General features: G+C 71.9%; 17 protein-coding genes and 1 pseudogene. 11 read left to right on the top strand and 7 right to left on the bottom strand.

Annotation, left to right across the window (positions count from 1 at the left end; all coding sequences use genetic code 11):
- Nucleotides 1–60: 60 nt before the first annotated feature.
- Both AC3RJ8_RS15010 and AC3RJ8_RS15005 read right to left on the bottom strand, forming a co-directional pair.
- Entirely contained in the window at nucleotides 61–1,686 is a 1,626-nt protein-coding gene (locus AC3RJ8_RS15010) for a glycoside hydrolase family 10 protein (RefSeq protein ID WP_489713361.1), read from the bottom strand.
- A gap of 192 nt (nucleotides 1,687–1,878) precedes the next feature.
- Nucleotides 1,879–2,400, bottom strand: coding sequence for a DinB family protein (locus AC3RJ8_RS15005; RefSeq protein ID WP_489713360.1), 522 nt, complete (start codon nucleotides 2,398–2,400; stop codon nucleotides 1,879–1,881).
- A gap of 385 nt (nucleotides 2,401–2,785) precedes the next feature.
- Between AC3RJ8_RS15005 and AC3RJ8_RS15000 the strand changes: the two genes are divergently transcribed.
- The 3 genes from AC3RJ8_RS15000 to AC3RJ8_RS14990 all read left to right on the top strand — a co-directional run bounded on the left by AC3RJ8_RS15000 (nucleotide 2,786) and on the right by AC3RJ8_RS14990 (nucleotide 5,784).
- The gene (locus tag AC3RJ8_RS15000) at nucleotides 2,786–3,595 is read left to right on the top strand and encodes a hypothetical protein (protein ID WP_489713359.1); all 810 of its coding nucleotides are present in this window, start codon (nucleotides 2,786–2,788) and stop codon (nucleotides 3,593–3,595) included.
- A 93-nt stretch (nucleotides 3,596–3,688) separates the two neighbouring features.
- The gene (locus AC3RJ8_RS14995) at nucleotides 3,689–4,216 is read left to right on the top strand and encodes a hypothetical protein (RefSeq protein ID WP_489713358.1); all 528 of its coding nucleotides are present in this window, start codon (nucleotides 3,689–3,691) and stop codon (nucleotides 4,214–4,216) included.
- The gene (locus AC3RJ8_RS14990) at nucleotides 4,213–5,784 is read left to right on the top strand and encodes a DUF7059 domain-containing protein (RefSeq protein ID WP_489713357.1); all 1,572 of its coding nucleotides are present in this window, start codon (nucleotides 4,213–4,215) and stop codon (nucleotides 5,782–5,784) included. Before AC3RJ8_RS14995 ends, AC3RJ8_RS14990 begins: the two co-directional genes overlap by 4 nt.
- 3 nt (nucleotides 5,785–5,787) lie before the next feature.
- Here AC3RJ8_RS14990 and AC3RJ8_RS14985 read toward each other — a convergent pair whose 3' ends face one another.
- Nucleotides 5,788–6,549 carry an alpha/beta hydrolase family protein gene (locus tag AC3RJ8_RS14985; protein ID WP_489713356.1) on the bottom strand — a complete coding sequence of 254 codons (762 nt, stop codon included), beginning with the start codon at nucleotides 6,547–6,549 and terminating at the stop codon, nucleotides 5,788–5,790.
- An 87-nt stretch (nucleotides 6,550–6,636) separates the two neighbouring features.
- On the opposite strand from AC3RJ8_RS14985, the gene AC3RJ8_RS14980 reads away from it, so the two are divergent.
- Entirely contained in the window at nucleotides 6,637–7,590 is a 954-nt protein-coding gene (locus AC3RJ8_RS14980) for a LysR family transcriptional regulator (RefSeq protein ID WP_489713355.1), read from the top strand.
- Between the two features lie 43 nt (nucleotides 7,591–7,633).
- Nucleotides 7,634–8,500 (top strand): CAP domain-containing protein, encoded by an 867-nt coding sequence (locus tag AC3RJ8_RS14975; RefSeq protein WP_489713354.1) that lies wholly within the window; start codon nucleotides 7,634–7,636, stop codon nucleotides 8,498–8,500.
- Between the two features lie 33 nt (nucleotides 8,501–8,533).
- On the opposite strand, the gene AC3RJ8_RS14970 is transcribed toward AC3RJ8_RS14975, so the two are convergent.
- Nucleotides 8,534–9,952 (bottom strand): TrkH family potassium uptake protein, encoded by a 1,419-nt coding sequence (locus AC3RJ8_RS14970; protein ID WP_489713353.1) that lies wholly within the window; start codon nucleotides 9,950–9,952, stop codon nucleotides 8,534–8,536.
- 107 nt (nucleotides 9,953–10,059) lie between these two features.
- On the opposite strand from AC3RJ8_RS14970, the gene AC3RJ8_RS14965 reads away from it, so the two are divergent.
- Nucleotides 10,060–10,395: a YnfA family protein gene (locus AC3RJ8_RS14965; protein ID WP_489713352.1), complete on the top strand. Its 336-nt coding sequence runs from the start codon at nucleotides 10,060–10,062 to the stop codon at nucleotides 10,393–10,395.
- Here AC3RJ8_RS14965 and AC3RJ8_RS14960 read toward each other — a convergent pair.
- Complete coding sequence (locus tag AC3RJ8_RS14960) at nucleotides 10,370–10,885, bottom strand: SdpI family protein (RefSeq protein WP_489713351.1); 516 nt, start codon at nucleotides 10,883–10,885, stop codon at nucleotides 10,370–10,372. The genes AC3RJ8_RS14965 and AC3RJ8_RS14960 overlap by 26 nt on opposite strands.
- Nucleotides 10,886–10,889: 4 nt before the next feature.
- Nucleotides 10,890–11,812, bottom strand: a pseudogene (locus AC3RJ8_RS14955) (serine hydrolase domain-containing protein).
- A 296-nt stretch (nucleotides 11,813–12,108) separates the two neighbouring features.
- Between AC3RJ8_RS14955 and AC3RJ8_RS14950 the strand changes: the two are divergent.
- On the top strand, nucleotides 12,109–13,131 hold the full coding sequence (locus AC3RJ8_RS14950) for a phosphatase PAP2 family protein (RefSeq protein ID WP_489713350.1): 1,023 nt from the start codon (nucleotides 12,109–12,111) through the stop codon (nucleotides 13,129–13,131).
- A gap of 50 nt (nucleotides 13,132–13,181) precedes the next feature.
- On the opposite strand, the gene AC3RJ8_RS14945 is transcribed toward AC3RJ8_RS14950, so the two are convergent.
- A complete protein-coding gene (locus tag AC3RJ8_RS14945; protein ID WP_489713349.1) occupies nucleotides 13,182–14,198 on the bottom strand; it encodes a LacI family DNA-binding transcriptional regulator in 1,017 nt (338 codons plus the stop codon).
- Nucleotides 14,199–14,356: 158 nt separating this feature from the next.
- On the opposite strand from AC3RJ8_RS14945, the gene AC3RJ8_RS14940 reads away from it, so the two are divergent.
- The 4 genes from AC3RJ8_RS14940 to AC3RJ8_RS14925 all read left to right on the top strand — a co-directional run bounded on the left by AC3RJ8_RS14940 (nucleotide 14,357) and on the right by AC3RJ8_RS14925 (nucleotide 19,991).
- Entirely contained in the window at nucleotides 14,357–16,429 is a 2,073-nt protein-coding gene (locus AC3RJ8_RS14940) for a beta-galactosidase (RefSeq protein ID WP_489713348.1), read from the top strand.
- A gap of 65 nt (nucleotides 16,430–16,494) precedes the next feature.
- Nucleotides 16,495–17,820: an extracellular solute-binding protein gene (locus AC3RJ8_RS14935; protein WP_489713347.1), complete on the top strand. Its 1,326-nt coding sequence runs from the start codon at nucleotides 16,495–16,497 to the stop codon at nucleotides 17,818–17,820.
- Between the two features lie 10 nt (nucleotides 17,821–17,830).
- Nucleotides 17,831–19,111: a carbohydrate ABC transporter permease gene (locus AC3RJ8_RS14930; RefSeq protein ID WP_489713346.1), complete on the top strand. Its 1,281-nt coding sequence runs from the start codon at nucleotides 17,831–17,833 to the stop codon at nucleotides 19,109–19,111.
- Nucleotides 19,112–19,115: 4 nt separating this feature from the next.
- The gene (locus tag AC3RJ8_RS14925) at nucleotides 19,116–19,991 is read left to right on the top strand and encodes a sugar ABC transporter permease (protein WP_489713345.1); all 876 of its coding nucleotides are present in this window, start codon (nucleotides 19,116–19,118) and stop codon (nucleotides 19,989–19,991) included.
- Nucleotides 19,992–19,993 lie beyond the last annotated feature (2 nt).

Raw genomic sequence — 19,993 nt, 5'->3', positions numbered from 1 at the left:
CATCCGCTCAGCGGTGGCGGCGTGTCGTGCACCCACAGCGTGGGGGTGGCGCTAGCGCTGTCAGGCCGTCGTGCAGGTGGCCGTCGGCAGTGCCGTCGACCCGTTCGAGTAGAGCGTGATGCCGAACGTGTCGCCGTTGCCGTTCGGCGTGGCGGTCAGGGTGCCCGTGGTGCCCGAGACGGACGCGTTCCACGAGTTCTGCAGGCTCTGCGATCCGTTGAGCGCGATCGCGACCTGCCAGTCCGAGCTGCCGGACACGGCGAGGTCCACGTTGAACCGGTCGGCCCACTCGTCGGCCTTGGTCACCGTCACTGTGCAGTCGCTGGTCGGGTCGCCACCGGAGCCCGACGAGCAGGTGGCCGTCGGGGCCGTGGCGTTGCCGTTGGAGTACAGCGTGATCCCGAAGCTGTCGCCGTTGCCGTTCGGTGTGGCGGTCAGGGTGCCGCTGGTGCCGGAGACGTCGGCGTTCCACGAGCTCTGGACGCTCTGCCCGCTGCCGGTGCTGATCGTCACGACCCAGTCGTCGGCGCCGGTGACGTCGAAGGTGGTGTTGAAGCGGTCGCCCCAGGAGTCGGTCTTCGTCACCGTGACCGAGCAGGTGCCGTCGCCACCGGGATCGGTGGGTCCGCCGTCGTCGCCGCCGTTGTCGTTGCCGTCACCGCTGTTGAGCTGGTCGAGCACGTAGTTGTACGCGGCCTTCTTGTTGCCGTTGCCGTCGAACAGCAGCGGCGTGCCGGAGGCGCGCCACGAGTCGGTGTCCCGCACGCCCCAGACGGTGATGCCCTGGCAGCGGGAGACGGCCATGCAGGCCTGGACCACGCCGCGGTACTGCTCGGCCTGCGAGGTGCCGGAACCCTCGATGTCGAGCTCGGTGATCTGCACGTCCACGCCCAGGTCGGCGAAGTTCTGCAGCGTCTCGTGGTAGTTGCTCGGCACCGGGTTGCCCGAGTTGAAGTGGGCCTGGAACCCGACGCAGTCGATCGGCACGCCGCGCGCCTTGAAGTCCGCGACCATGTTGTAGACGCCCTGCGTCTTGGCGTGGTTCCAGTTGTCGGTGTTGTAGTCGTTGTAGCAGAGCTGGGCGTTCGGGTCCGCGGCGCGGGCGGCGCGGAAGGCGGCCTCGATCCAGTCGTTGCCGGTGCGCTGCAGGTTCGAGTTGCGGCGGGCGCCGGACGAGCCGTCGGCGAACGCCTCGTTCACCACGTCCCAGGAGTGGATCTTGCCGCGGTAGTGGGTGGCGACCTCGGTGACGTGGTTGAGCATCGCCTGGCGGAGCTGCTGCCCCTCCATGTTCTGCATCCAGCCCGGCTGCTGCGAGTGCCAGGCCAGCGTGTGGCCGCGCACCTGCTTGCCGTTGCTGATCGCCCAGTCGACCATCTGGTCGGCGGTGCCGAAGCTGAACTGGCCCTGCTGCGGCTCGAGGGCGTCGAGCTTCATCTCGTTCTCGGCCGTGATCATGTCGAACTCGCGGTTCGCGATGGTCGTGTACTGCTGGTCGTTCATCCGGCTGGCCGCGATCGCCGTGCCGAAGTAGCGGCCGGACTCGTCGGCCGCCTCGTGCAGGGTGGCGCCGTCGGCCTGGGCCGATCCGACGCCGACGCCGGCGGTGATCACCAGCGCGGCGAGGGTGGAGAGCGCGGCGGTGCGCCGCCTCGTCGTGCTTCTCGAGAGTGGTGCTCGGGTCATCGTTGATCCTGCCTCCCTGGGCGGACCCACGCTGGCCCGCCCTGTCGAAAAGGATTTCGAGATCCGACCGTAGCGGGCCTGGCCGCAGTTCGCAATCGTTTTCGAGAACTCTGATCGAGACAGCTCCTCGTCCGGTTGCCCGGGACATACCACCTGATCACGGCCGAGGAGTGCCCTCGGCGGATGCTCCGCTCAGAGCCCGGTGCGCCCGTCGATGCACTCGCGCAGCAGGTCGGCGTGGCCCATGTGGCGGGCGTACTCCTCGACCATGTGGATGATGACGTCGCGCACCTCGACGGTGCCGCCGTCGAACGGGACCTCACGGTCCAGCTCCTCGTGGACCATCTGCTCGTCGGCGGCCTCCACGGCGGCGTGCCACGCCTGCCAGGCCTCGTCGGCGCACTCCTCGGTGGGGTAGACCTCGTCGAAGTCCACGTCGGCGGCGCGCGCCCGCTCGAAGGGTCCGGGGGCGACGGTGCCCTGGAGCACGCGCGTGAACCAGTGGTGCTCGGCGTTCGCGAGGTGGCGCACGAGACCGATCAACGACAGGTTCGACGGGGGCACGCTGCGCCGCGAGAGCTGCTCGGCGTCCAGGCCCTCGCACTTCATGACGAGCGTCATCCGGTACCGGCACAGGTACTCCCAGAGAGTCTCCTTCTCGCCGACCGGGTCGGCGCCGGTCGTCCGCGGATCCAGCTCTGGTGCGACCCACATGCCTGTCATCGTTGCGCTCACTCGCACAATCTGGCGGTCGACAGGTACCCGGGTCAAGGTCGCGAAGGCAACGATCTGGACACCTTCGGCGTGTCATTGGGTAGCCTTCGCGATCATGAGGCGGAGCACAGCGAGGGACGAGGCGCTGCCGCCCGACGTCGGAAACCCCGTTCCTGCACCTCAAGGTGGTTTTCCGTTCGGTCCGGTGGGTGGTGCCGGCCCCGGTGGGACCCCGCCATGGGGCGGTCCGTCGCAGGCATCGGCAGGCTCGGCAGGCTCGGCCGGGTCCGCCGCCGACCCGGACCCGTTCCCGGACGCCCCATTCCCGCCCGGCGCGGCCGCAGCCGCCCCGGCCCCGGCCGCCCTGCCGTGGGCGAGCACCGACGTGCCCACCGACGTCCCCCCGCTCGACGACGTCCTCGACGGCTCGGCCGACGTCGCCGGGACGTTCCGCGACGTGGGCCAGAATGTGGGCAGGTCGACGAAGAAGACGAAGAAGAAGCGCGGCCGGAAGGACCGTGCCGCCCGGGTGTCGCAGGGCGGTACCGCCAGCGGCGGAGCGGCCCGCGACGACACCGTCCACGGCGATCCCACCGGCGAGGGCGGCGCACCGGCCCGGACGAGTCGTCGTCGCGCTGCCCGGACCGGGGGTGGTGGCGCGCGCAGCCTGACCGTGCGCGCCCGGACCGTGGCCACCGTGCTGCCCCGGCGTCGTGCCACCGGGCTGTTCGCCCGTCGTGTCACGCTGTGGGCCGCGGGCGGGCTCGCGCTCGCCGCAGGCATCGGGGTCGGCGCCGGTGTCGACTACCTCGGGAGCGACGCGGAGGCGAGCACCGACGCCGCGACCGCGACGGTCACCGAGGTCACGCCCGAGGTGTGCGCGGCGGCGCAGGTCGCGTGGTCCCGGGCAGCCTCCGCGCAGGTCCGGATGGACGTCGAGTCGCCGCGCTCGTTGCGCACGGGGTTCGTCGGTGCGCGCGACGCGCTCAGCATGGTCGACCCGCCCGGCGCCGTCATCACGGACTGGGCCACCGTGCTGACCTATGTCACCGCCGCGGCCGACGCCACCCAGGACGTGGAGGACGACGAGGTGGAGGCCGCCGTGGCCGACGCGCTCGCCGCGCACGACACCGAGAAGATGACGGCGGCGTCGCAGCGGATCACGGACTACCTGGCGGCCGACTGCGCGTCCTGACTCGTCCGCTCTCGCCCGATCTGCCCGGTGAGACGTCTCACGGGGCGGTCCTTCGATTTCCCGACCACCCCCGACCTGGGCCACCATGGTGGGATGCTGCCGCTCCGTCCGCGTACCCGCCGCACCGCCTCCGCCGCCGCGGTGGCGCTCGCCGTCGCGGCGTCCGCCGGCGCCTGCGGTTCCTCGGACGGTTCCACGCAGGCCGCCCCGGAGCCGGCCCCGGCGATCTCCGTCGACGCCGACCTCTCCATGAGCGACGGCGAGGGCGACGACGAGCCCCCGGCCCTGACCGAGGAGTGCCTCGAGCTGCAGGAGGCGTGGGCGGAGACCAACCGTGCGCTCGCCGGCATCGACCAGGAGCACCCCCGCCTGCTGGTCGCAGGCTTCCGGGAGGCGCACCGGTCCATCACCTCCGTCGAGGACGCGGCCGACGTGCCCGGGTGGGACGGGATGACCGCCTATCTCGACAAGGCGGTCGGAGCCTTCGAGGACGTCGACACCGACGACGACCAGGCGGTCGCCTCGGCCGCGACGCTCGCGATCACGGACGTCGACACGGCGCGGGCCACCACGGCCCACGAGTCGGTCACCGCCTACCTCGACGAGGGCTGCCGCGGGTGACGTCGGTACCGCCCCCGGCCGGGGAGCCGGCGGCGGTCGCCGCCCTCCGCCCGGCCCTGGAGGCCTCCTTCACCGTTGACGCCGTGGAGGACCTGCTGGGCGACGTGGCCTCGGCGGCCCTGCAGCGGGGACAGCTGCTGCCCGCGCGCCGCGCGGTGGCCGGCAGCACCGACCCGCGTGCCGCCCTCACCGCCCTGTTCCTCCTCGGTGACGAGGTGCCGCGGTCCGTGCTCGACGCGGCGCTGCCCGGTCTCGGGGCCGACGGCGCGGCCCGCCTCGGGCTCGTCCGGGCGGCGGGCCAGGGAGACGGCGACGCGATGCGCGCCGTCGTCGACCTGCAGCCGTACGCCGCGACGGACGCCACCGGACCGGTCGCCTGGTGGCTGGCCAGCGACCTGAGCGAGGTGGTCACGGGCCGTCGGCTGGCCGCCGACCACGTGCTCGGCGCCGGCGGGGCATCGACGACGCTGGCGCAGGTGACCGTCCGTCCCGAGGTGGGTCGGGTGCTCGACCTCGGGACGGGGTGCGGCATCCAGGCGCTCCACGCGGCCCGGCACGCCGGGGCCGTGGTCGGCACGGACGTCTCGCGCCGCGCGCTCGCCTTCGCACGGTTCAACGCCGCCCTGAACATGCCCGAGGCCGACCTGACGCTGCGGCACGGGTCGATGCTGGAACCGGTCGCCGATGAGCGCTTCGACCTCGTGGTGTCCAACCCGCCGTTCGTCATCACGCCGCGCACGGGTGCACCGGGGGCGGCCGTGGCGGAGGCGCTCGGCGCGTTCGAGTACCGCGATGGCGGCCGGTCCGGCGACGACCTCGTGCGGGACCTCGTCACCGGCGTCGGCTCGGTGCTCGCGCCCGGCGGCGTCGCGCAGATGCTCGTCAACTGGGAGCACCGCCGCGGCGAGCCGTGGATGGACCGTGTCGGCGCGTGGCTGGACGAGTCCGGCCTGGACGGGTGGGTCGTCGAGCGTGAGCTGCTCGACCCGGCCGAGTACGCCGAGACCTGGATCCGCGACGGCGGCACGTCCTCCGAGCGGGAGCCGGACGCGTGGACGGCGGCCTACGGGGCCTGGCTGGACGACTTCGCCGCCCGCGACGTCGAGGCCGTCGGCTTCGGCCTCGTCACGCTGCGCCGTCCGGCGCACGACGGCGGGCGCGCCACTCTGCGGCGGCTGGAGGAGCATCACGGGGCGCTGCGCCAGCCGCTCGGCGGGCACCTCGCGGCCTCCCTGGCCGCCCACGACTGGCTGGAGGCGCACGACGACGAGGAGCTGGCGGCCACGCGGCTCGTCGTGGCGGCCGACGTCACCGAGGAGCGTTACCTGACGCCCGGCGCCGCCCACCCGAACGTCGTGGTCGTGCGCCAGGGCGACGGGTTCGGCCGCGGAGTGCAGGCCTCGACGGGTCTGGCGGCCTTCGTCGGCGTCTGCGACGGCGAGCTCACGGTGGGGCAGACCGTCGGGGCGCTGGCCGCCCTGCTGGACGTGCCGTCGTCGGACCTCGCGGCCGAGCTGCTGCCGGCCGTCCGCGGCCTGGTCCGCGACGGCTTCCTCGCGCCCGCCTGACCCTCAGTCCTGCTCGAGGTACGGATCCGCCCAGGCGCTGATGATGCGCGCCGCGCGCCGCGCCTGGCCGGGCCTCGTCAGCAGGTGGTCCGACCCCTCCAGGGAGACGAAGCTGCGCGGGTGGCGCGCTGCCCGGAAGATCTCGCTCGCGTTGTCGATGCCCACGGTGTTGTCCGTGGGGGAGTGCATGACGAGCAGGGGCAGGCCCAGCGCGGGGATGCGGTGCGCGAGGTCCGCCTCTCGCACGTCCTCGACCATCCCGCGCTTGAGGTTGAGGCGCTTGCCCCCGACCTGCCACACCGCGTGACCCTCCTCCAGCACCTGGTCGACCAGTCCGTCGTAGTGGTGCTCGGCATGGCTGGGGTCGAACGGCGCGCACACCGTCGCGACGGCGCGGGCGCCGGGGATCTCGGGCGCCGCGGCGATCGCGGCGGCGCCGCCCCAGGAGTGCCCGGCCACGATCTCCACCGGGGTACCGCGAGCCGCCATGAGCTCGGCGGCGAGCACCGTGTCGGCCACCTTGACGGTGAACGAACCGTCGCCCCAGTCGCCCTCCGAGTCGCCGAGGCCGAGGTTGTCGTAGCGCAGCATGCCGACGCCCTCCGCGGCGAGCTGCTTGCAGATGCGGGCAGCGGCGGGCGAGTCCTTGCCGAGGGTGAACCCGTGGACGAACAGCCCCCAGCCCCGCACCTCGCCCTCCGGCTCGTCGATGATCCCGGCCAGGGTCGGCCCGGTGCTGGACGCGAACGTCACGCGCTCCGTCATCGTTCTCCTTCTCTCGGTGGTCGTGTCGTGGGACGGTCCGTGTCCGGGGGCATCCCAACAGTGGTCTGGAAGAAGTATCTTCTCGGTATGGAGATCGACCTCCGGCACCTCCGGCTCGTGACCGTCGTCGCCGAGCAGGGAAGCGTCACGAAGGCTTCCGCCGCCCTCGGCATGGCGCAACCCGCGTTGTCCGCACAGCTCAACCGTATCGACCAGGCGCTCGGGGGTCCGGTCTTCGTCCGCGGTCGGCACGGTGCGCGGCCCACGCCGCTGGGCGAGCTCGTGCTGCGGCACGCGCGCGTGCTGCTGCCCGCGATGGATGCCTTCCACGACGACGTGCGCCGTCACGTCCTCGCCCGGCCCGACGCCGCCACCTCCCTGCGGGTCGGGACCGTATCGACCGTGCTGGGCGGTATCTTCCTCAACCGGCTGCGCGCCGACCTCGCCGGCGTGAACGTCACGTCCTTCACCTCGTGGTCCGCGGACGCGGCGGCGGTGCGCCTCGCCGACGGCACGCTCGACATCGCGCTGGTCGGCGCGTGCGGGGACGCGGTGCTGCCGACCGACGGCGGTGTCGAGTGGACCCGGTTGCGGACCGACCCGGTGTTCGTCCTGCTGCCGGAGGACCACCGGCTCGCGGCCGGCGACGAGGTGCCGCTCGCCGAGCTCGCCGAGGAGAACTGGCTCTCCGCCCCGGGCGACGGGTGCTTCGAACGGTGCTTCGTCTCCGCGTGCGCACGCTCGGGCTTCACCCCGCGCGAGGTGAGCGAGACCGAGCGGGCGTCCGCCGTCGAGCAGGTCAAGGGCGGGCACGCCATCGCATTGGTCCAGCCGCTCCTCCTCGACCTGCCCGGGGTCCGCGCGGTGGCGCTGGAGGGCGAGCCGCTGCGCTGGACGCAGTACGTGGGGTGGCGCGGTGACGCGGTTGAGCGCTTCGACGTCGAGGTCGTCCGGGCGGCCGCCGTCTACGCCCACGCCGAGGCCGTCCGCCGGACGCCGGCCTACGAGCGCTACGTGATCGCGCAGGGCTCGGCCCGGTAGCCGGACCTTTCGTCCGGTACGTCGGGGGCGCTACGGTGCCCGCGTGTCGCGTCGACGAGGAGGGGCCCTGCGCCAGCTCGGCGCGCTGCTGGCCACGTTCGGCGTGGGGCTGCTGCTCGTCCTCGTGCTGGCGGTCGTCGCCCCGGACGCGCTGCGGATCGGTGCCCGGGGCGCCGACGGTGTCTCCGCGGCCGCGCTGACCCATGCCTCCCAGGAGCTCGCGGAGGCCGCCGTGCGCGAGCTGCCGACCGACGCTGCTGCCGACAGCGAGCGCGGCGCCGACGACGACGCCGATGGTGCCGGTGGTGCTGCGGGTCCCGACGGCGACGCCGATGGTGCCGGTGGTGCTGCGGGTCCCGACGGCGACGCCGATGGTGCCGACGCGGCCGACGCCGGGGCGGATCCCGATGCTGCCGACGACGCCGACGCCGACGCCGACGACGGGGCCGACGCGGCCGATGGGACCGATGGAACCGAAGCTGGCGCGGACCCCGACCAGGGTGCCGGCGGGGCCGGCACCGACGACGGGGCCGACGCGGCGCCGTCGGAACGGGTCCTGGAGCTGGTGAACGCGGAGCGCGCGGCCGCGGGCTGCCCGGCCCTTCATGCCGAGCCCGCGCTGGACGACCTGGCCGCGGCCCACTCCTCGGACATGGCCGCGCGTGGCTACCTGGACCACACGACGCCCGAGGGGCTCTCGCCGTGGGACCGGGCGGAGGCGGCAGGGGTCGAGGGGGTCGCTGCCGAGAACATCGCGCGGGGCCAGCCGGACGCCGCCGCGGTGGTCGCAGCGTGGATGGACAGCCCAGGGCACCGAGCCAACATCCTCAGCTGCGACCTCACCCGGCACGGACTCGGTGTCGCGGAGGGGCCGGGCGGCCCGTGGTGGACCCAGGTGTTCGGGCGGTGAGCCGGGTCGCGCGGCCGTCGGCGCCGGGCCGGGTCAGCCGATGATGACGGCGGACTCGGGCCGCCGGTAGAGCTTGTGACGGTGCCGCAGGGCGAGGCCCGTCCCCAGGGTGATCGGGCCGAGGCGACCGAGGAACATCAGCACGGCCAGGAGGACCTGGTGCCAGCCGTCGAGGTCGGCGGTGATGCCGGTGGACAGCCCGGTCGTGGTGAAGGCGGAGATCACCTCGAACAGGACCCGGTCGAGCGGCAGGACCGCCGCGGGGACCGACACCGTGATCGCGAGCGTGGTAACGACGACGGCGGCCACACCGACGAGCGCGACGGTCAGCGCCTGACGCTGGGTCGCGCGGGCGATCCGTCGGTCGAAGGCGGTGACGTCGGGGTCGCCGCGGAGCTCGGACCAGATGATGAACGCCAGGACGGCGAAGGTCCCTACCTTGACCCCGCCGGCGGTGCCCGCGCTGCCGCCGCCGACGAACATGAGCATGTCGGTGAAGAACCAGGTGCCGTGGTTCAGCTCGGAGGTGTCGATCGAGTTGAACCCGGCGGTGCGCGGCATGACCGACTGGGTGAAGGCGGCGAGCATCTTGCCGGGCACGCTCAGCGGGCCGAAGGTCTGGGGGTTGGCCCACTCGACCACGAGGAAGAAGGCGGTGCCCACGGCGAGCAGGATCGCCGTCGTGCCGAGGGTCAGGCGAGTGTGGATGCTCCAGCGCGAGGGGTCGCGCAGCGCCGTGCGGGCCGCGTCGCCGCGCCGGGTGCGCGACAGGCGCCACAGCTCGAGCAGCACGGGGAACCCGAGGCCGCCGACGATGACGGCCGCGCAGATGGGCAGGCAGATCCAGGGGTCGCTGACGAACCGCATGAGCGAGTCGCCGTAGATCGAGAACCCGGCGTTGTTGAAGGCCGACAGCGAGTGGAAGATCCCCGACCACGCGGCGTGCCGGAAGGTCTCCCCGTAGCCGATCATGAGGCGCACCGTGAGGACCACGGCCACGACGAGCTCCGCGACCACGGTGAACCGCAGTGCGCCCAGCATGACCTTCTTGACGTCCCCGAGCCCCACGGTGTGCGTGGACTCGGCGGCGACCATGCGGGTGCGCAGCCCCAGGCGCCGGGAGAGGAGCAGCCCCAGCAGCGAGGCGACGGTCATGACGCCGAAGCCGCCGATCTGGATCAGGACGAGGATCACGCCCTGGCCGAACGGGGACCAGAACGTCTCCGTGTCGACGACGACCAGCCCGGTCACGCACGCCGCGGACGTCGCGGTGAAGAGCGCCTCGACGAAGCTGGCGCGCTGGCCGGTGGTCGAGACGGGCAGCAGGAGGAGCGCGGTACCGACGGCGATCGCCGAGAGGAAGCCGAGGGTCACCATCTGAGCGGGCCGGCGTCGGAGGCTGGCAGGAGAGGGGCCCTCGGTGCGGGGGTCCCGCCGGAGTGGCAGGTGCACGAGAAGACAGTCTTGCACGCGTCCGGACAGGATGATGGGTGGGCTGCGACCACGACCGACGCCCTGCCCGCACCAGCACCAGCACCAGCACCGATGGAGGCTGCCTGATGACCATCGCCCGATCGATCGTCCTGTTCCTGGGCGCCGCACTGTTCGAGATCGGGGGCGCCTGGCTCGTGTGGCAGGGGTTCCGCGAGCATCGCGGATGGCTGTGGATCGGTGCGGGGGTGATCGCGCTGGGGCTCTACGGGTTCTTCGCGAGCCTGCAGCCGGATGCCCACTTCGGCCGCATCCTGGCGGCCTACGGGGGTGTTTTCGTGGCCGGGTCGCTGGTCTGGGGCATGGTCGTCGACGGCTTCCGCCCCGACCGGTGGGACATCGCAGGCGCGCTGATCTGCCTCGTCGGGGTGGCCGTCATCATGTACGCCCCGCGGCCGGCGTAGGGCGCGTCGTCCTCCTCGTCGCCTCGGCGGCCGCCCGGCCACCGACTCGCGCACCGTGGAGCACGAGCCCGACCATGACGACGCAGCCCGTGAGCACCCCGGCCGCCAGGAGCACCGGGGAGACGGGAAGGAGCGCGAACAGCCCGCTCGCCGCCGATGTGCAGCCGGCGAGCGTGGTCGGTCGCTCCGCACGGGCGTGAGCCACCAGCCACGCCTCGTCGCTCGCCATCGTGCTGGGAGTGCGGATGCCCGCCAGCTGGTTCCGTCGGAGCCGGCCCGACGCCGCTGCACGCGCCGCGCACACGAGGAGGGCCCCTGCGCCCAGCATGACGACGGCCAGCAGGATCCTCACGGGCAGCACCTCGTCCATCGTCGACGACCCTACCTGGGCACCCCGACGCCCCACGAGGCCCTTCGCCGGGCTGAAGCGGACGTCGCCGACCAGCAGGCGCCACGTGACCCGCCCCGACGGTCGCCCGCCCGCCAGCATCTGCTCACCGTCCGAGCGCGGACAGCAGCCGGAACGCCGCCAGGGCCACGCTCCGGCCGTGGTTGGCCAGGACGACGACGGCGTGCCCGGTGCCGGGGTGCAGGCACAGTGCGGTGCGGAAACCTCCGGTGCCACCGCTGTGCCAGATCACCAGGTCGCGTCCGAGGCGGCGGTCCTTCTGGGTCGCCGTGCGTTGCCAGGCGAGGCCGATGCGTGGCCCCTGCTCGGCCACGGCCATCCGGACGGCCTCGCCGAGCTCTCCGGGCGGCGGGTGGAGGTGTGCGCTGCCCCAGCCGAGGAGGTCGGTGGCGGTCGAGTGCAGCGCCCCGGCCCCCGGCAGCGCGTCGAGGTTCCATGCCGCGGCCGGGGTGTGCCGGCGGTGGTGGCCGACGGCGGTCCGGGCGACCTGCTCGGGCGTCGCCCGGTCGGTGGTCCCGGTGTCGGCGAGCCCCAGCGGGCCCGTGGCGTCCCGGGCGACCAGCTCGCCGAAGGTGAGCCCTGGGTGCCGGGTGAGGGCGATCCCGAGCAGGCCGAAGCCGCTGTTCGAGTAGGCCGGCCCGTGCCGGGCGTGCGGCGCAGCCGGCCGGTGCGGATCGCGGCCAGCAGGGCGTCCTGCGAGTGGCGGCGGTAGGGGTCGAGCCCGCGGTAAGCGTCCAGCGTCCCGCGGAGCACGGGGACGTGGACGCGCGGCAGGCCGGACGTGTGGGTGGCGAGGTGCCGCAGGGTGACCTCGACGCCGCCACGCCCGAGCCCCGCGACCTCGTCGACGAGATCGCCCACCGGAGTGTCCAGGTCGAGCCGTCCGGCCGTCACGGCGCGGGCGAGCGAGAGCCCCGTGAAGGTCTTGGTGATCGAGCCGATCTCGAACCTCGTCCGTGCGTCCGGCGTGCCGCCGTCGGGCAAGGAGGTCCGGCCGGTGCTGCGCACCGTGATGGTCCCGTCAGGGGCAAGGTGCCCGACGACGACGCCGACCCGCCGTCGGCCCAGGCGGGTCGCCGTGTGCTCGAGGAGCGGTCCGACGTCGGTCGTGGCGCCGGGACGTTCTGTGCTCACGGTTCCCCCCTCGTCGCGGACTGCCGGGACCTGTCCCCGGGGACGACGAGCGGACCTGGCGCAGAGTTCCCCAGGGCACGAGCCGCCGGTCTGCCGGACCCGCTGTACCCGTGCGCAGGTCGCACGGGTCGTCCACGACTTGGCCACACGGAACGGATACGGTGACCTGCGTGAACGGTGACACTCGTGAGCTCCCGGCAGCGGTCCCTCCGGAGGGGCCCGCGTCGCTCCCGCCCGCTCGCGCACCGATGGCCGGTGGACAGGTCCCCGCACCGGTCGGCGCCGTCGTGGCGCCACCCCGGCCGCGGGTGCGCAGAGGGGTGCAGGCCGTCGCCGCGGTGGTCGCGGCGCTCGCGGTCGTCGCGCTCGGGGCGACCTACCGGTACTTCGTCACGACGGTGCCGGGGCAGTCGCTCGACGAGCTCGCGTTCACCGGTGCGGCGTACGGCCAGGGGCGGCTCTGGCAGGTCGCGGAACCGGTGCTCGACGTCGTCTCCGTCGCGTTCATCGTGGGCGGGATCGGCGCGGCCATGGCGGTGGCGCTGGTGCGGCGGCGGTGGGTGCTGGCGCTGCAGGTGGCCGTGCTGGTCGGCGGCGCCAACCTCACGACGCAGGTGCTCAAGCACCAGGTGCTCACCCGTCCCGACCTGCTGCCCGGCTGGAACGGGGAGAACACGCTGCCGAGCGGCCACACGACCGTCGCCGCGAGCGTCTCGGTGGCGCTGCTGCTGGCGACGCCGCGGGCCTGGCGTCCGGCGGTGGCGCTGCTCGGGGCCGCGTATACCGGGGCGACCGGGGTGTCGACGCTCGTCGGTCAGTGGCACCGACCGTCCGACGTCGTCGCCGCGCTCTTCGTGGTCCTGGCGTGGGGTGCGCTCGTCTGTGCGATGACGCCCGCCAGCTCGCTCGACGTCGCACCCCGTCGTCGACGGCTGCCGTCGGGGCTCCCGCAGCCCCACGCGTTCCACTCGCCGGGCTCCTCGGTCGTGGCGGGGCTGCTGCTCCTCGGTGGTGCGGTGACCGGCGGTCTCGCGCTCGCCGCCGCCGTCCGGCTCCTGGGGGCCGGAACGGTGCCCATCGGCGACGACGTGACGGCCTACGGGGCGGGGGTCCTCGGCGTGCTGGCCGCCACCGCCGTGACGTTCGCGCTGCTCCTGCTGGTGCGTCAGGCCACGGCCCGTCCGCGGGACTGAGGGGCGCCGAGGACGGTCGAGCCGGCGGGCCTTCCCTGGATCGGGGGAGCTCAGACGCTCTCACGGACCACGAGGGTGGCGGGCAGCGTGACGGACTTGCCCTCGGCGCCGTCGGCCAGATCGAGCAGCAAAGACACCATCTCGGAGCTGATGCGGTCGAACGGCTGGCGCATGGTGGTCAGCGGCGGGTCGAGGGCACCCGCGACACCCGAGTCGTCGAAGCCGCCGACGGCGACGTCGCCTGGGACGGAGCGACCGGCGCGCCGCAGCGCGCTGAGCGCGCCGGAGGCCATGAGGTCGCTGGCGGCGAAGACGGCGTCGAGGTCCGGTGCACGCTCGAGAAGTTCTGCCATGGCGGCCGCGCCGGACTCGGTGCTGTAGTCCCCGTACGCGACGAGCGCCTCGTCGATGTCCTCGCCCAGTTCTGCGCGGTAGCCCTCCAGGCGATACCGCCCACCGGGGGTGTCCTGGGGTCCTGCGATCATCGCGATGCGGTGGCGACCTGCCGCCTGGAGGTGGCGCACCATGGCCCGCGCGCCACCGACCTCGTCGACGGAGACAGAGCTGACGCGCTCGGCATAGCCGAGGGGGATCCCGCATGCGACCGTGGGGACGCCGCCGTCGAGCAGCGACCGGATGAGCGGCTCGTTCGCGTGCGAGGAGATCAGCAGCACGCCATCGACGTGGCCGGCGGAGACGTAGGAGGCCGCGTTGGCGCGTTCGGCCGCATTTCCCGCGACGAGGAGCACGAGCGTCATACCCCGCGCGTCGAGTGCGGCAGCGGCGCCGCGCAGCAGGGTAGCGAAGTTGGGGTCGGTGAACAGCATCTGCTGCGGCTCGGTGAGGAGGAAGGCCACGGAGTGGGAGCGTCCGGTCACGAGGCTTCGGGCGTGGCGGTTCACCCGGTAGCCGGTGGCGTCGATCGCTGCCTCGACCGCGTGTCGCGCCGTCGGCGAGACCCAGTGCCCGCCGTTGATGACGCGGGAGACGGTGCCACGGGAGACGCCCGCCGTCGCGGCGACGTCCCGGATGGTCGGTCGGCGTCGGTCCGTGGGTTCTCCGGTCACGAGGAGACTGTAGCCGGGTCGTGTCGAACCTGGGAACGGTCACAGTCCTGTAACGAATCGCTCCTTTGGGTTTGCGCGGTTCGGCGGTGCATGTCTACCTTTGGGACCGTTCACAGGCTGTGACCGTGCACAGCCTCGGCGAGACACGATGGAGTGGCATGACGACGCAGCATCCTTGGCCGACCGGCCGTCGCCTCGGATACGGGGGTGACTACAACCCTGAGCAGTGGCCCCGCGACACCTGGGACGAGGACGCGCGCCTCATGCGCGAGGCGGGCGTGAACTACGTCAGCGTCGGGATCTTTTCGTGGGCGCTGCTGGAACCTCGCGAGGGAGAGTACGACTTCGCGTGGATGGACGAGCTGCTCGAGCTGCTGCACGCGCACGGCATCATGGTGGACCTCGCCACGCCCACAGCGGCCCCGCCCGCCTGGTTCTACGCCACCTACCCCGAAGCGCGGGTGGTCACCCGCGACGGCGTCGCCCTCGGCCCCGGCTCCCGCGGAGCCGCCTCGCCGTCCCACCCCGCCTACCAGGCGGCGGCGCGCAACATCGCGAGCCGGATAGCCGAGCGGTACGCCCACCATCCGGGCGTGGTCATGTGGCACGTCCACAACGAGTACGGCGCACCCGTGGGAGAGGACTTCTCGGACGCGGCGGTCTCCGCCTGGCGCGGGTGGCTCCAGGAGCGCTACGGCACGTTGGACGCTCTCAATCAGGCGTGGGGAACGCACTTCTGGGGCCAGGTCTACAGCGAGTGGGAGCACATCAACGCCCCGGGTCCGACGGCGTCGACGGTCAACCAGGCACAGAAGCTCGACTACGCGCGATTCACCGACCACCAGCTCCGGGCGCTGTTCATCGCGGAGCGCGACGCGATCTGCGAGCACTCCGACAAGCCGGTGACCACCAACTTCATGGCCAACGAGTGCCCCACGACCGATCTGTGGGCCTGGGCGCGTGAGATCGACGTCGTCTCCAATGACCACTACCTCACCGCCGCCGACCCACGTGGCCACGTGGGCCTTGCGCTCGCCGCGGACCTCACGCGCTCGGTCGCTGACGGCAAGCCGTGGATTCTCATGGAGCACTCCAGCTCCGCGGTGAACTGGCAGCCTCGCAACATCGCCAAGCGGCCGGGCGAGATGGCGCGCAACTCCCTGGCACACGTGGCCAGGGGGGCCGACGTCGTCGGGTTCTTCCAGTGGCGCGCCTCGCGGTACGGGGCAGAGAAGTTCCACTCGGCGATGCTGCCGCACGCCGGCACCGGCTCGCGGGTGTGGCGCGATGTCGTCGACCTCGGCCGGCAGGTTGGAGCGCTCGCCGAGCTGCAGGGCACCACCGTGCGCGCCGAGGTGGCGCTGCTGTGGGACACGGAGTCTTTCTGGGCGCAGGACCAGGAGTGGCGACCGTCGGTCGACGTGCAGCACTCCGAGCGCATGCGCGCCTACTACGAGCGGCTCTGGCGCGACGGCGTGACCACCGACTTCGCGCACCCGTCCCAGGACCTGTCGGGCTACCGCCTCGTCGTGGCTCCGGCGTCGTACCTGCTCACGGGTGAGAGCGCGGCGAACCTGACGCGCTACGTGGCCGACGGCGGCACGCTCGTCGTCTCCTTCTTCTCCGGCGTCGTGGACGCCCATGACGCCGTCCACCCCGGGGGCTTCGCCGCGCCCCTGCGCGAGGTGCTCGGCGTGGGGGTCGACGAGTTCCTGCCGCTGCGTGAGGGGGAGACCGTGTCACTGGCCTGGGCGCCCGGCGACCATGCAGCGGCTCGCACTCTGACCGCCAACGTGTGGGCCGAGGACCTCGCGCTCGACACGGCCGACGTCGTGGCGCGGTACCTCGACGGGCCGGCGGCGGGCACCGCCGCGATCACCCGCAACGCCCACGGCGCCGGCCACGCCTGGTACGTCTCGACCCGGCTCGGGATCGAGGACCTCGGCCCGGTGCTGCGCGCGGTCTACGCCGACGCCCGGATCGTCGTGCCCGACGTCGTCGAGGACCTCGAGGTCGTCGTGCGCCACGGCGCCGACGCCGACTACGTCCTGGCGATCAACCACACGGATGCCGCGGTCTCGGTGCCTGGCGTCGTGGGCACCGAGCTGCTGGCCGGCGCGCCCGCCGGACCCGACCTGAAGGTCCCGGCCGGCGGCGTCGCCGTCGTGCGGACCGCGGCCGCCACCGGTCCGGCGGCGGCTACGGACGATGCCGCACCCCGGCAGTCCTGAACGATCACCGACCGAACGAGAGCACGTCGTCGCATCGGTGCGACGACCCTTGACGAGGAGGAACGATGAGGATCCACACAGGCCGCAAGGTTGCGGTCCTGACCGCGGTCTCGACACTGCTGCTGGCAGGTTGCAACGCCGACGCGGAGGCCGGTTCGGCGAGCGAGGCTGTCGGCGAGTCCGACGTCGCGTGGGACGCCGACGCCGAGGAGTACGTGATGGAGGAGGCCGTCGCCTCGGGAGAGGAGTCGCTCAAGGTCTGGTTCGAGGAGGAAGAGCTGGCCGAGGCGGCGATCGCGGCGTTCCACGATAAGTACCCCGGTGCTGGCGTCGAGTACGAGCTCGTGGCCAAGGTGGACGCCGTCGAGAAGATGTCGCTGGCGGGCGAGGCCGGGAACGGCGCGGACGTGTTCATCACCCCCTACGACCAGCTCTCGAGGGCGATCGACGACGGCACGGCAGCACCGCTCGGCGAGTACCAGACGGGTCTTGAGCAGCGCATGAGCCCGACGTTCACAGGCGTCGTGAGCGCCGATGGCGCGATGTACGGAGTGCCGATCACCACCGAGTCGATCGCGCTCTTCTACAACAAGACACTTCTCGAAGAGATCACCGGTTCGGCAGAACCAGCCACCACGTGGGAAGAGCTCCAGGAGCTCGGCGCGCAGTACAACGACCCGGCGAGCAACCGGTGGACGATCCGCTTCCTGCCGGGAGAGGTCTACTACTCCTACGCGGTGCTGTCGTCATTCGGTTGGCACGCCTATGCCGACGGTGACGTCGCCGAACCTGGCTTCGAGTCGCCGGAACTGACCGCAGGGCTGGAGTACTTCGCCGGGTTGCGGGACCTGTGGGACGTCCCCAGTGCAGACGGCACCTGGGACACGATCGAGCTCGAGTTCGCCAAGGGCGAGACGCCGTACGTCATCACCGGGCCCTGGAGCTTCAGCACGTTCGAGGAGGGTGCCGAGGCCGAGGGATTCGAGTACGGCGTCACCACGCTGCCCCGCGTCGAGGGCGGTGACGAGGCGGCCTCGTTGGCCGGGATGCAGGTCGCCGCCGTCTCGGGCTACACGGAGTACCCCGCGGCTGCGCGGGTGTTCGCCAACTTCCTCGCCACCCCTGAGGGGGCCGAGGCCATCAGCTCTTCGACCGGTCAGATCCCGGCTCTGGACAGGGAGCACCTCGCGCAGATCCCGGGCCTGGCGGACGATGAGCAAATCGCAGGCATCGTCAGCCAGTCCGAGAACGCCGATCTGCTCCCGCAGGTCCCGGAGTACTTCTGGGAGACCGGAAACACGATGGTGGTCGATGTCTGGGACGGTCTGTCGAGCGCCGACGAAGCCGCTCAGAAGGCCCTCGAGGGCTACCAAGACCTCGGAAACCTCTGAGACGGGCCGGATGAGGACCGCACGACGCGCACCGCTCCCCGCACCGGTGCCGGGCATCGCCTCGGCACTGGTGTGGGGGACGGGCCAGCTCATCAACAGGCAACCGGGCAAGGCTGCCTTCTTCTTTGTGTTCTTCGTCGCGACCGTCGTCGGTGAGCTCGCCACAGGCCGCTACCCGGCCGCCGAGTTCTCTGCCCGGGAGGACGGCGGCTCCGTCGTCCTCATGGCGAACGGGATCATCGCGCTGCTGGTGCTGGCTCTGCTCGCCGTCGTCTGGATCTGGTCGATCCTGGATGCGGTGCGTTGTCGCCGACGGCTCGGCGCAGGGCTGTCGCCGCAGAGCTCCGGTGCCTACTTCCGCGAGCTGTGGCAGTCTTCGTTCGCCTACATCGCCATGTCCCCGGCGATCGTCCTCATCCTCTTCATGTCGGTGCTGCCGGTCTTGTTCGGCGTGCTGGTGGCGTTCACCGACTACAACCGCGACAACCTCCCCCCCAAGAACCTCGTCTCGTGGGTCGGCCTGGACAACTTCGCCACGCTGTTCTCGGTCTCCAGCTGGGCGCAGACGTTCCTCGGGGTGCTCGTGTGGACCGTCGTCTGGGCTGTGCTGGCGACGGCGACCACCTACGTCGCCGGCTTCCTGCAGGCCGTGATCCTGGCGAGCCCGACGGTGCGGTTCCCTCGGTTGTGGCGCAGCATCTACCTCCTGCCCTGGGCGGTACCGGCGATCGTGTCGGCCCTGGTGTTCCGTTCGATGTTCAACGGGCAGTTCGGACCGATCAGCTCGTTCCTCGTGGATCACGGGTTGACGGACGAGCGCATCTACTGGTTCACCGACCCGAGCCAGCCGAACCTTGCCCGGGCCGTCGCTCTGCTGGTCAACCTGTGGCTCGGGTTCCCGTTCTTCATGGCGCTGATCGGTGGTGTGCTCACGAGCATCTCGCCGAGCTACTACGAGGCTGCCCGGCTCGATGGCGCCGGTGCGCTGAACCGGTTGCGGCACATCACGCTTCCCCTCGTGCACAAGACCGTCGCACCGTTGCTCGTCCTCGCCTTCGTGAACAACTTCAACAACTTCGGTGTCATCTACTTCCTCACCGAAGGCGGCCCGGACAGCCCCGACTACCGGTTCGCGGGGAGCACCGACCTCCTCATCACCTGGCTGTTCAAGCTCACCCTCGACAACCGTCTCTACAACATCGGCGCCGTGATGAGCATGGTCATCTTCGTCATCGTGGCCTCGTTCTCGGTGTGGAACCTGCGACGTTCCTCGGCGATCAGGGAGCTGTGACCACATGACCACCACCGCTACCTCCCGACGGCGCGTCACCGACGCGTCGTCCCAGGCAAGGCGGCGCGGCGTCTCCGCCCTCGTCCACCTCGAGCTGATAGTGGTCGCCGCGCTCGTGATCTTTCCGCTCGTCTGGATCGTCGGCGCCTCGCTGGGGCCGACGGGCGGACTGGCAAACGCCTCCCCGATCCCTGCCGACGCGAGCCTGGCCAACTACGTCACGCTCTTCACCGAGACCGACTACGGCCGTTGGTACCTCAACACGTTCTACGTCGCCGTCGGCACCATGGCCGGAGGGGTCCTCCTGGCGAGCCTGACCGGCTACGTCTTCGCCCGCATGCGCTTCCGCGGGCGCAAGCCCGGTCTGCTGGCCATCCTCGTCCTGCAGATGTTTCCGACGTTCCTCACGGCGATCGCGGTGTACATGCTGTTCCTGAACTTCGGGCTCCTCGACTCCCTGACTGGGCTCGTGCTGGTCGGGGTGGCGGCCGCGCTGCCGTACAACATCTGGTTGATGAAGGGCTACGCCGACAACTTGCCGACGAGCCTCGACGAGGCCGCGATGCTCGACGGTGCCGGTCGTTGGACGATCTTCGTCCGGATCATCCTGCCCCTCATGACGCCGATGCTGACCTTCGTCGCCATCACCCAGTTCACGGTGCCGTGGATGGACTTCATCCTGCCGTCCCTCCTCCTCCAGACCGCCGAGAAGAAGACGGTCGCCCTGGGTCTGTTCCAGATGATCAGCGATCCCTACGCGAACGACTTCACCACGTTTGCCGCTGGTGCGGTGTTCCTCGCCGTCCCGATCACGATTCTCTACATCGTGCTGCAGAAGTACCTCATCACGGGCGCCGCCTCCGGCGCCGAGAAGGAGTGAGC

The organism is Isoptericola sp. MSGPD8_1_ISO-PGPR-S23-394 (genome assembly GCF_058072785.1).
The sequence above is the reverse complement of the archived record's forward strand: the minus strand, read 5'-3'. Positions and strand labels throughout refer to the sequence as shown.

Excerpts from the sequence above, each read along its gene's own strand:
- AC3RJ8_RS14930 (WP_489713346.1), top strand. The coding sequence starts at position 17,831 with ATGAGGACCGCACGACGCGCACCGCTCCCCGCACCGGTGCCGGGCATC.
- AC3RJ8_RS14940 (WP_489713348.1), top strand. The coding sequence starts at position 14,357 with ATGACGACGCAGCATCCTTGGCCGACCGGCCGTCGCCTCGGATACGGG.
- AC3RJ8_RS15010 (WP_489713361.1), bottom strand. The coding sequence starts at position 1,686 with ATGACCCGAGCACCACTCTCGAGAAGCACGACGAGGCGGCGCACCGCC.
- AC3RJ8_RS14980 (WP_489713355.1), top strand. The coding sequence starts at position 6,637 with ATGGAGATCGACCTCCGGCACCTCCGGCTCGTGACCGTCGTCGCCGAG.
- AC3RJ8_RS14995 (WP_489713358.1), top strand. The coding sequence starts at position 3,689 with ATGCTGCCGCTCCGTCCGCGTACCCGCCGCACCGCCTCCGCCGCCGCG.
- AC3RJ8_RS15005 (WP_489713360.1), bottom strand. The coding sequence starts at position 2,400 with ATGTGGGTCGCACCAGAGCTGGATCCGCGGACGACCGGCGCCGACCCG.
- AC3RJ8_RS14960 (WP_489713351.1), bottom strand. The coding sequence starts at position 10,885 with ATGCTGGCGGGCGGGCGACCGTCGGGGCGGGTCACGTGGCGCCTGCTG.
- AC3RJ8_RS14935 (WP_489713347.1), top strand. The coding sequence starts at position 16,495 with ATGAGGATCCACACAGGCCGCAAGGTTGCGGTCCTGACCGCGGTCTCG.
- AC3RJ8_RS14965 (WP_489713352.1), top strand. The coding sequence starts at position 10,060 with ATGACCATCGCCCGATCGATCGTCCTGTTCCTGGGCGCCGCACTGTTC.
- AC3RJ8_RS14925 (WP_489713345.1), top strand. The coding sequence starts at position 19,116 with ATGACCACCACCGCTACCTCCCGACGGCGCGTCACCGACGCGTCGTCC.
- AC3RJ8_RS14985 (WP_489713356.1), bottom strand. The coding sequence starts at position 6,549 with ATGACGGAGCGCGTGACGTTCGCGTCCAGCACCGGGCCGACCCTGGCC.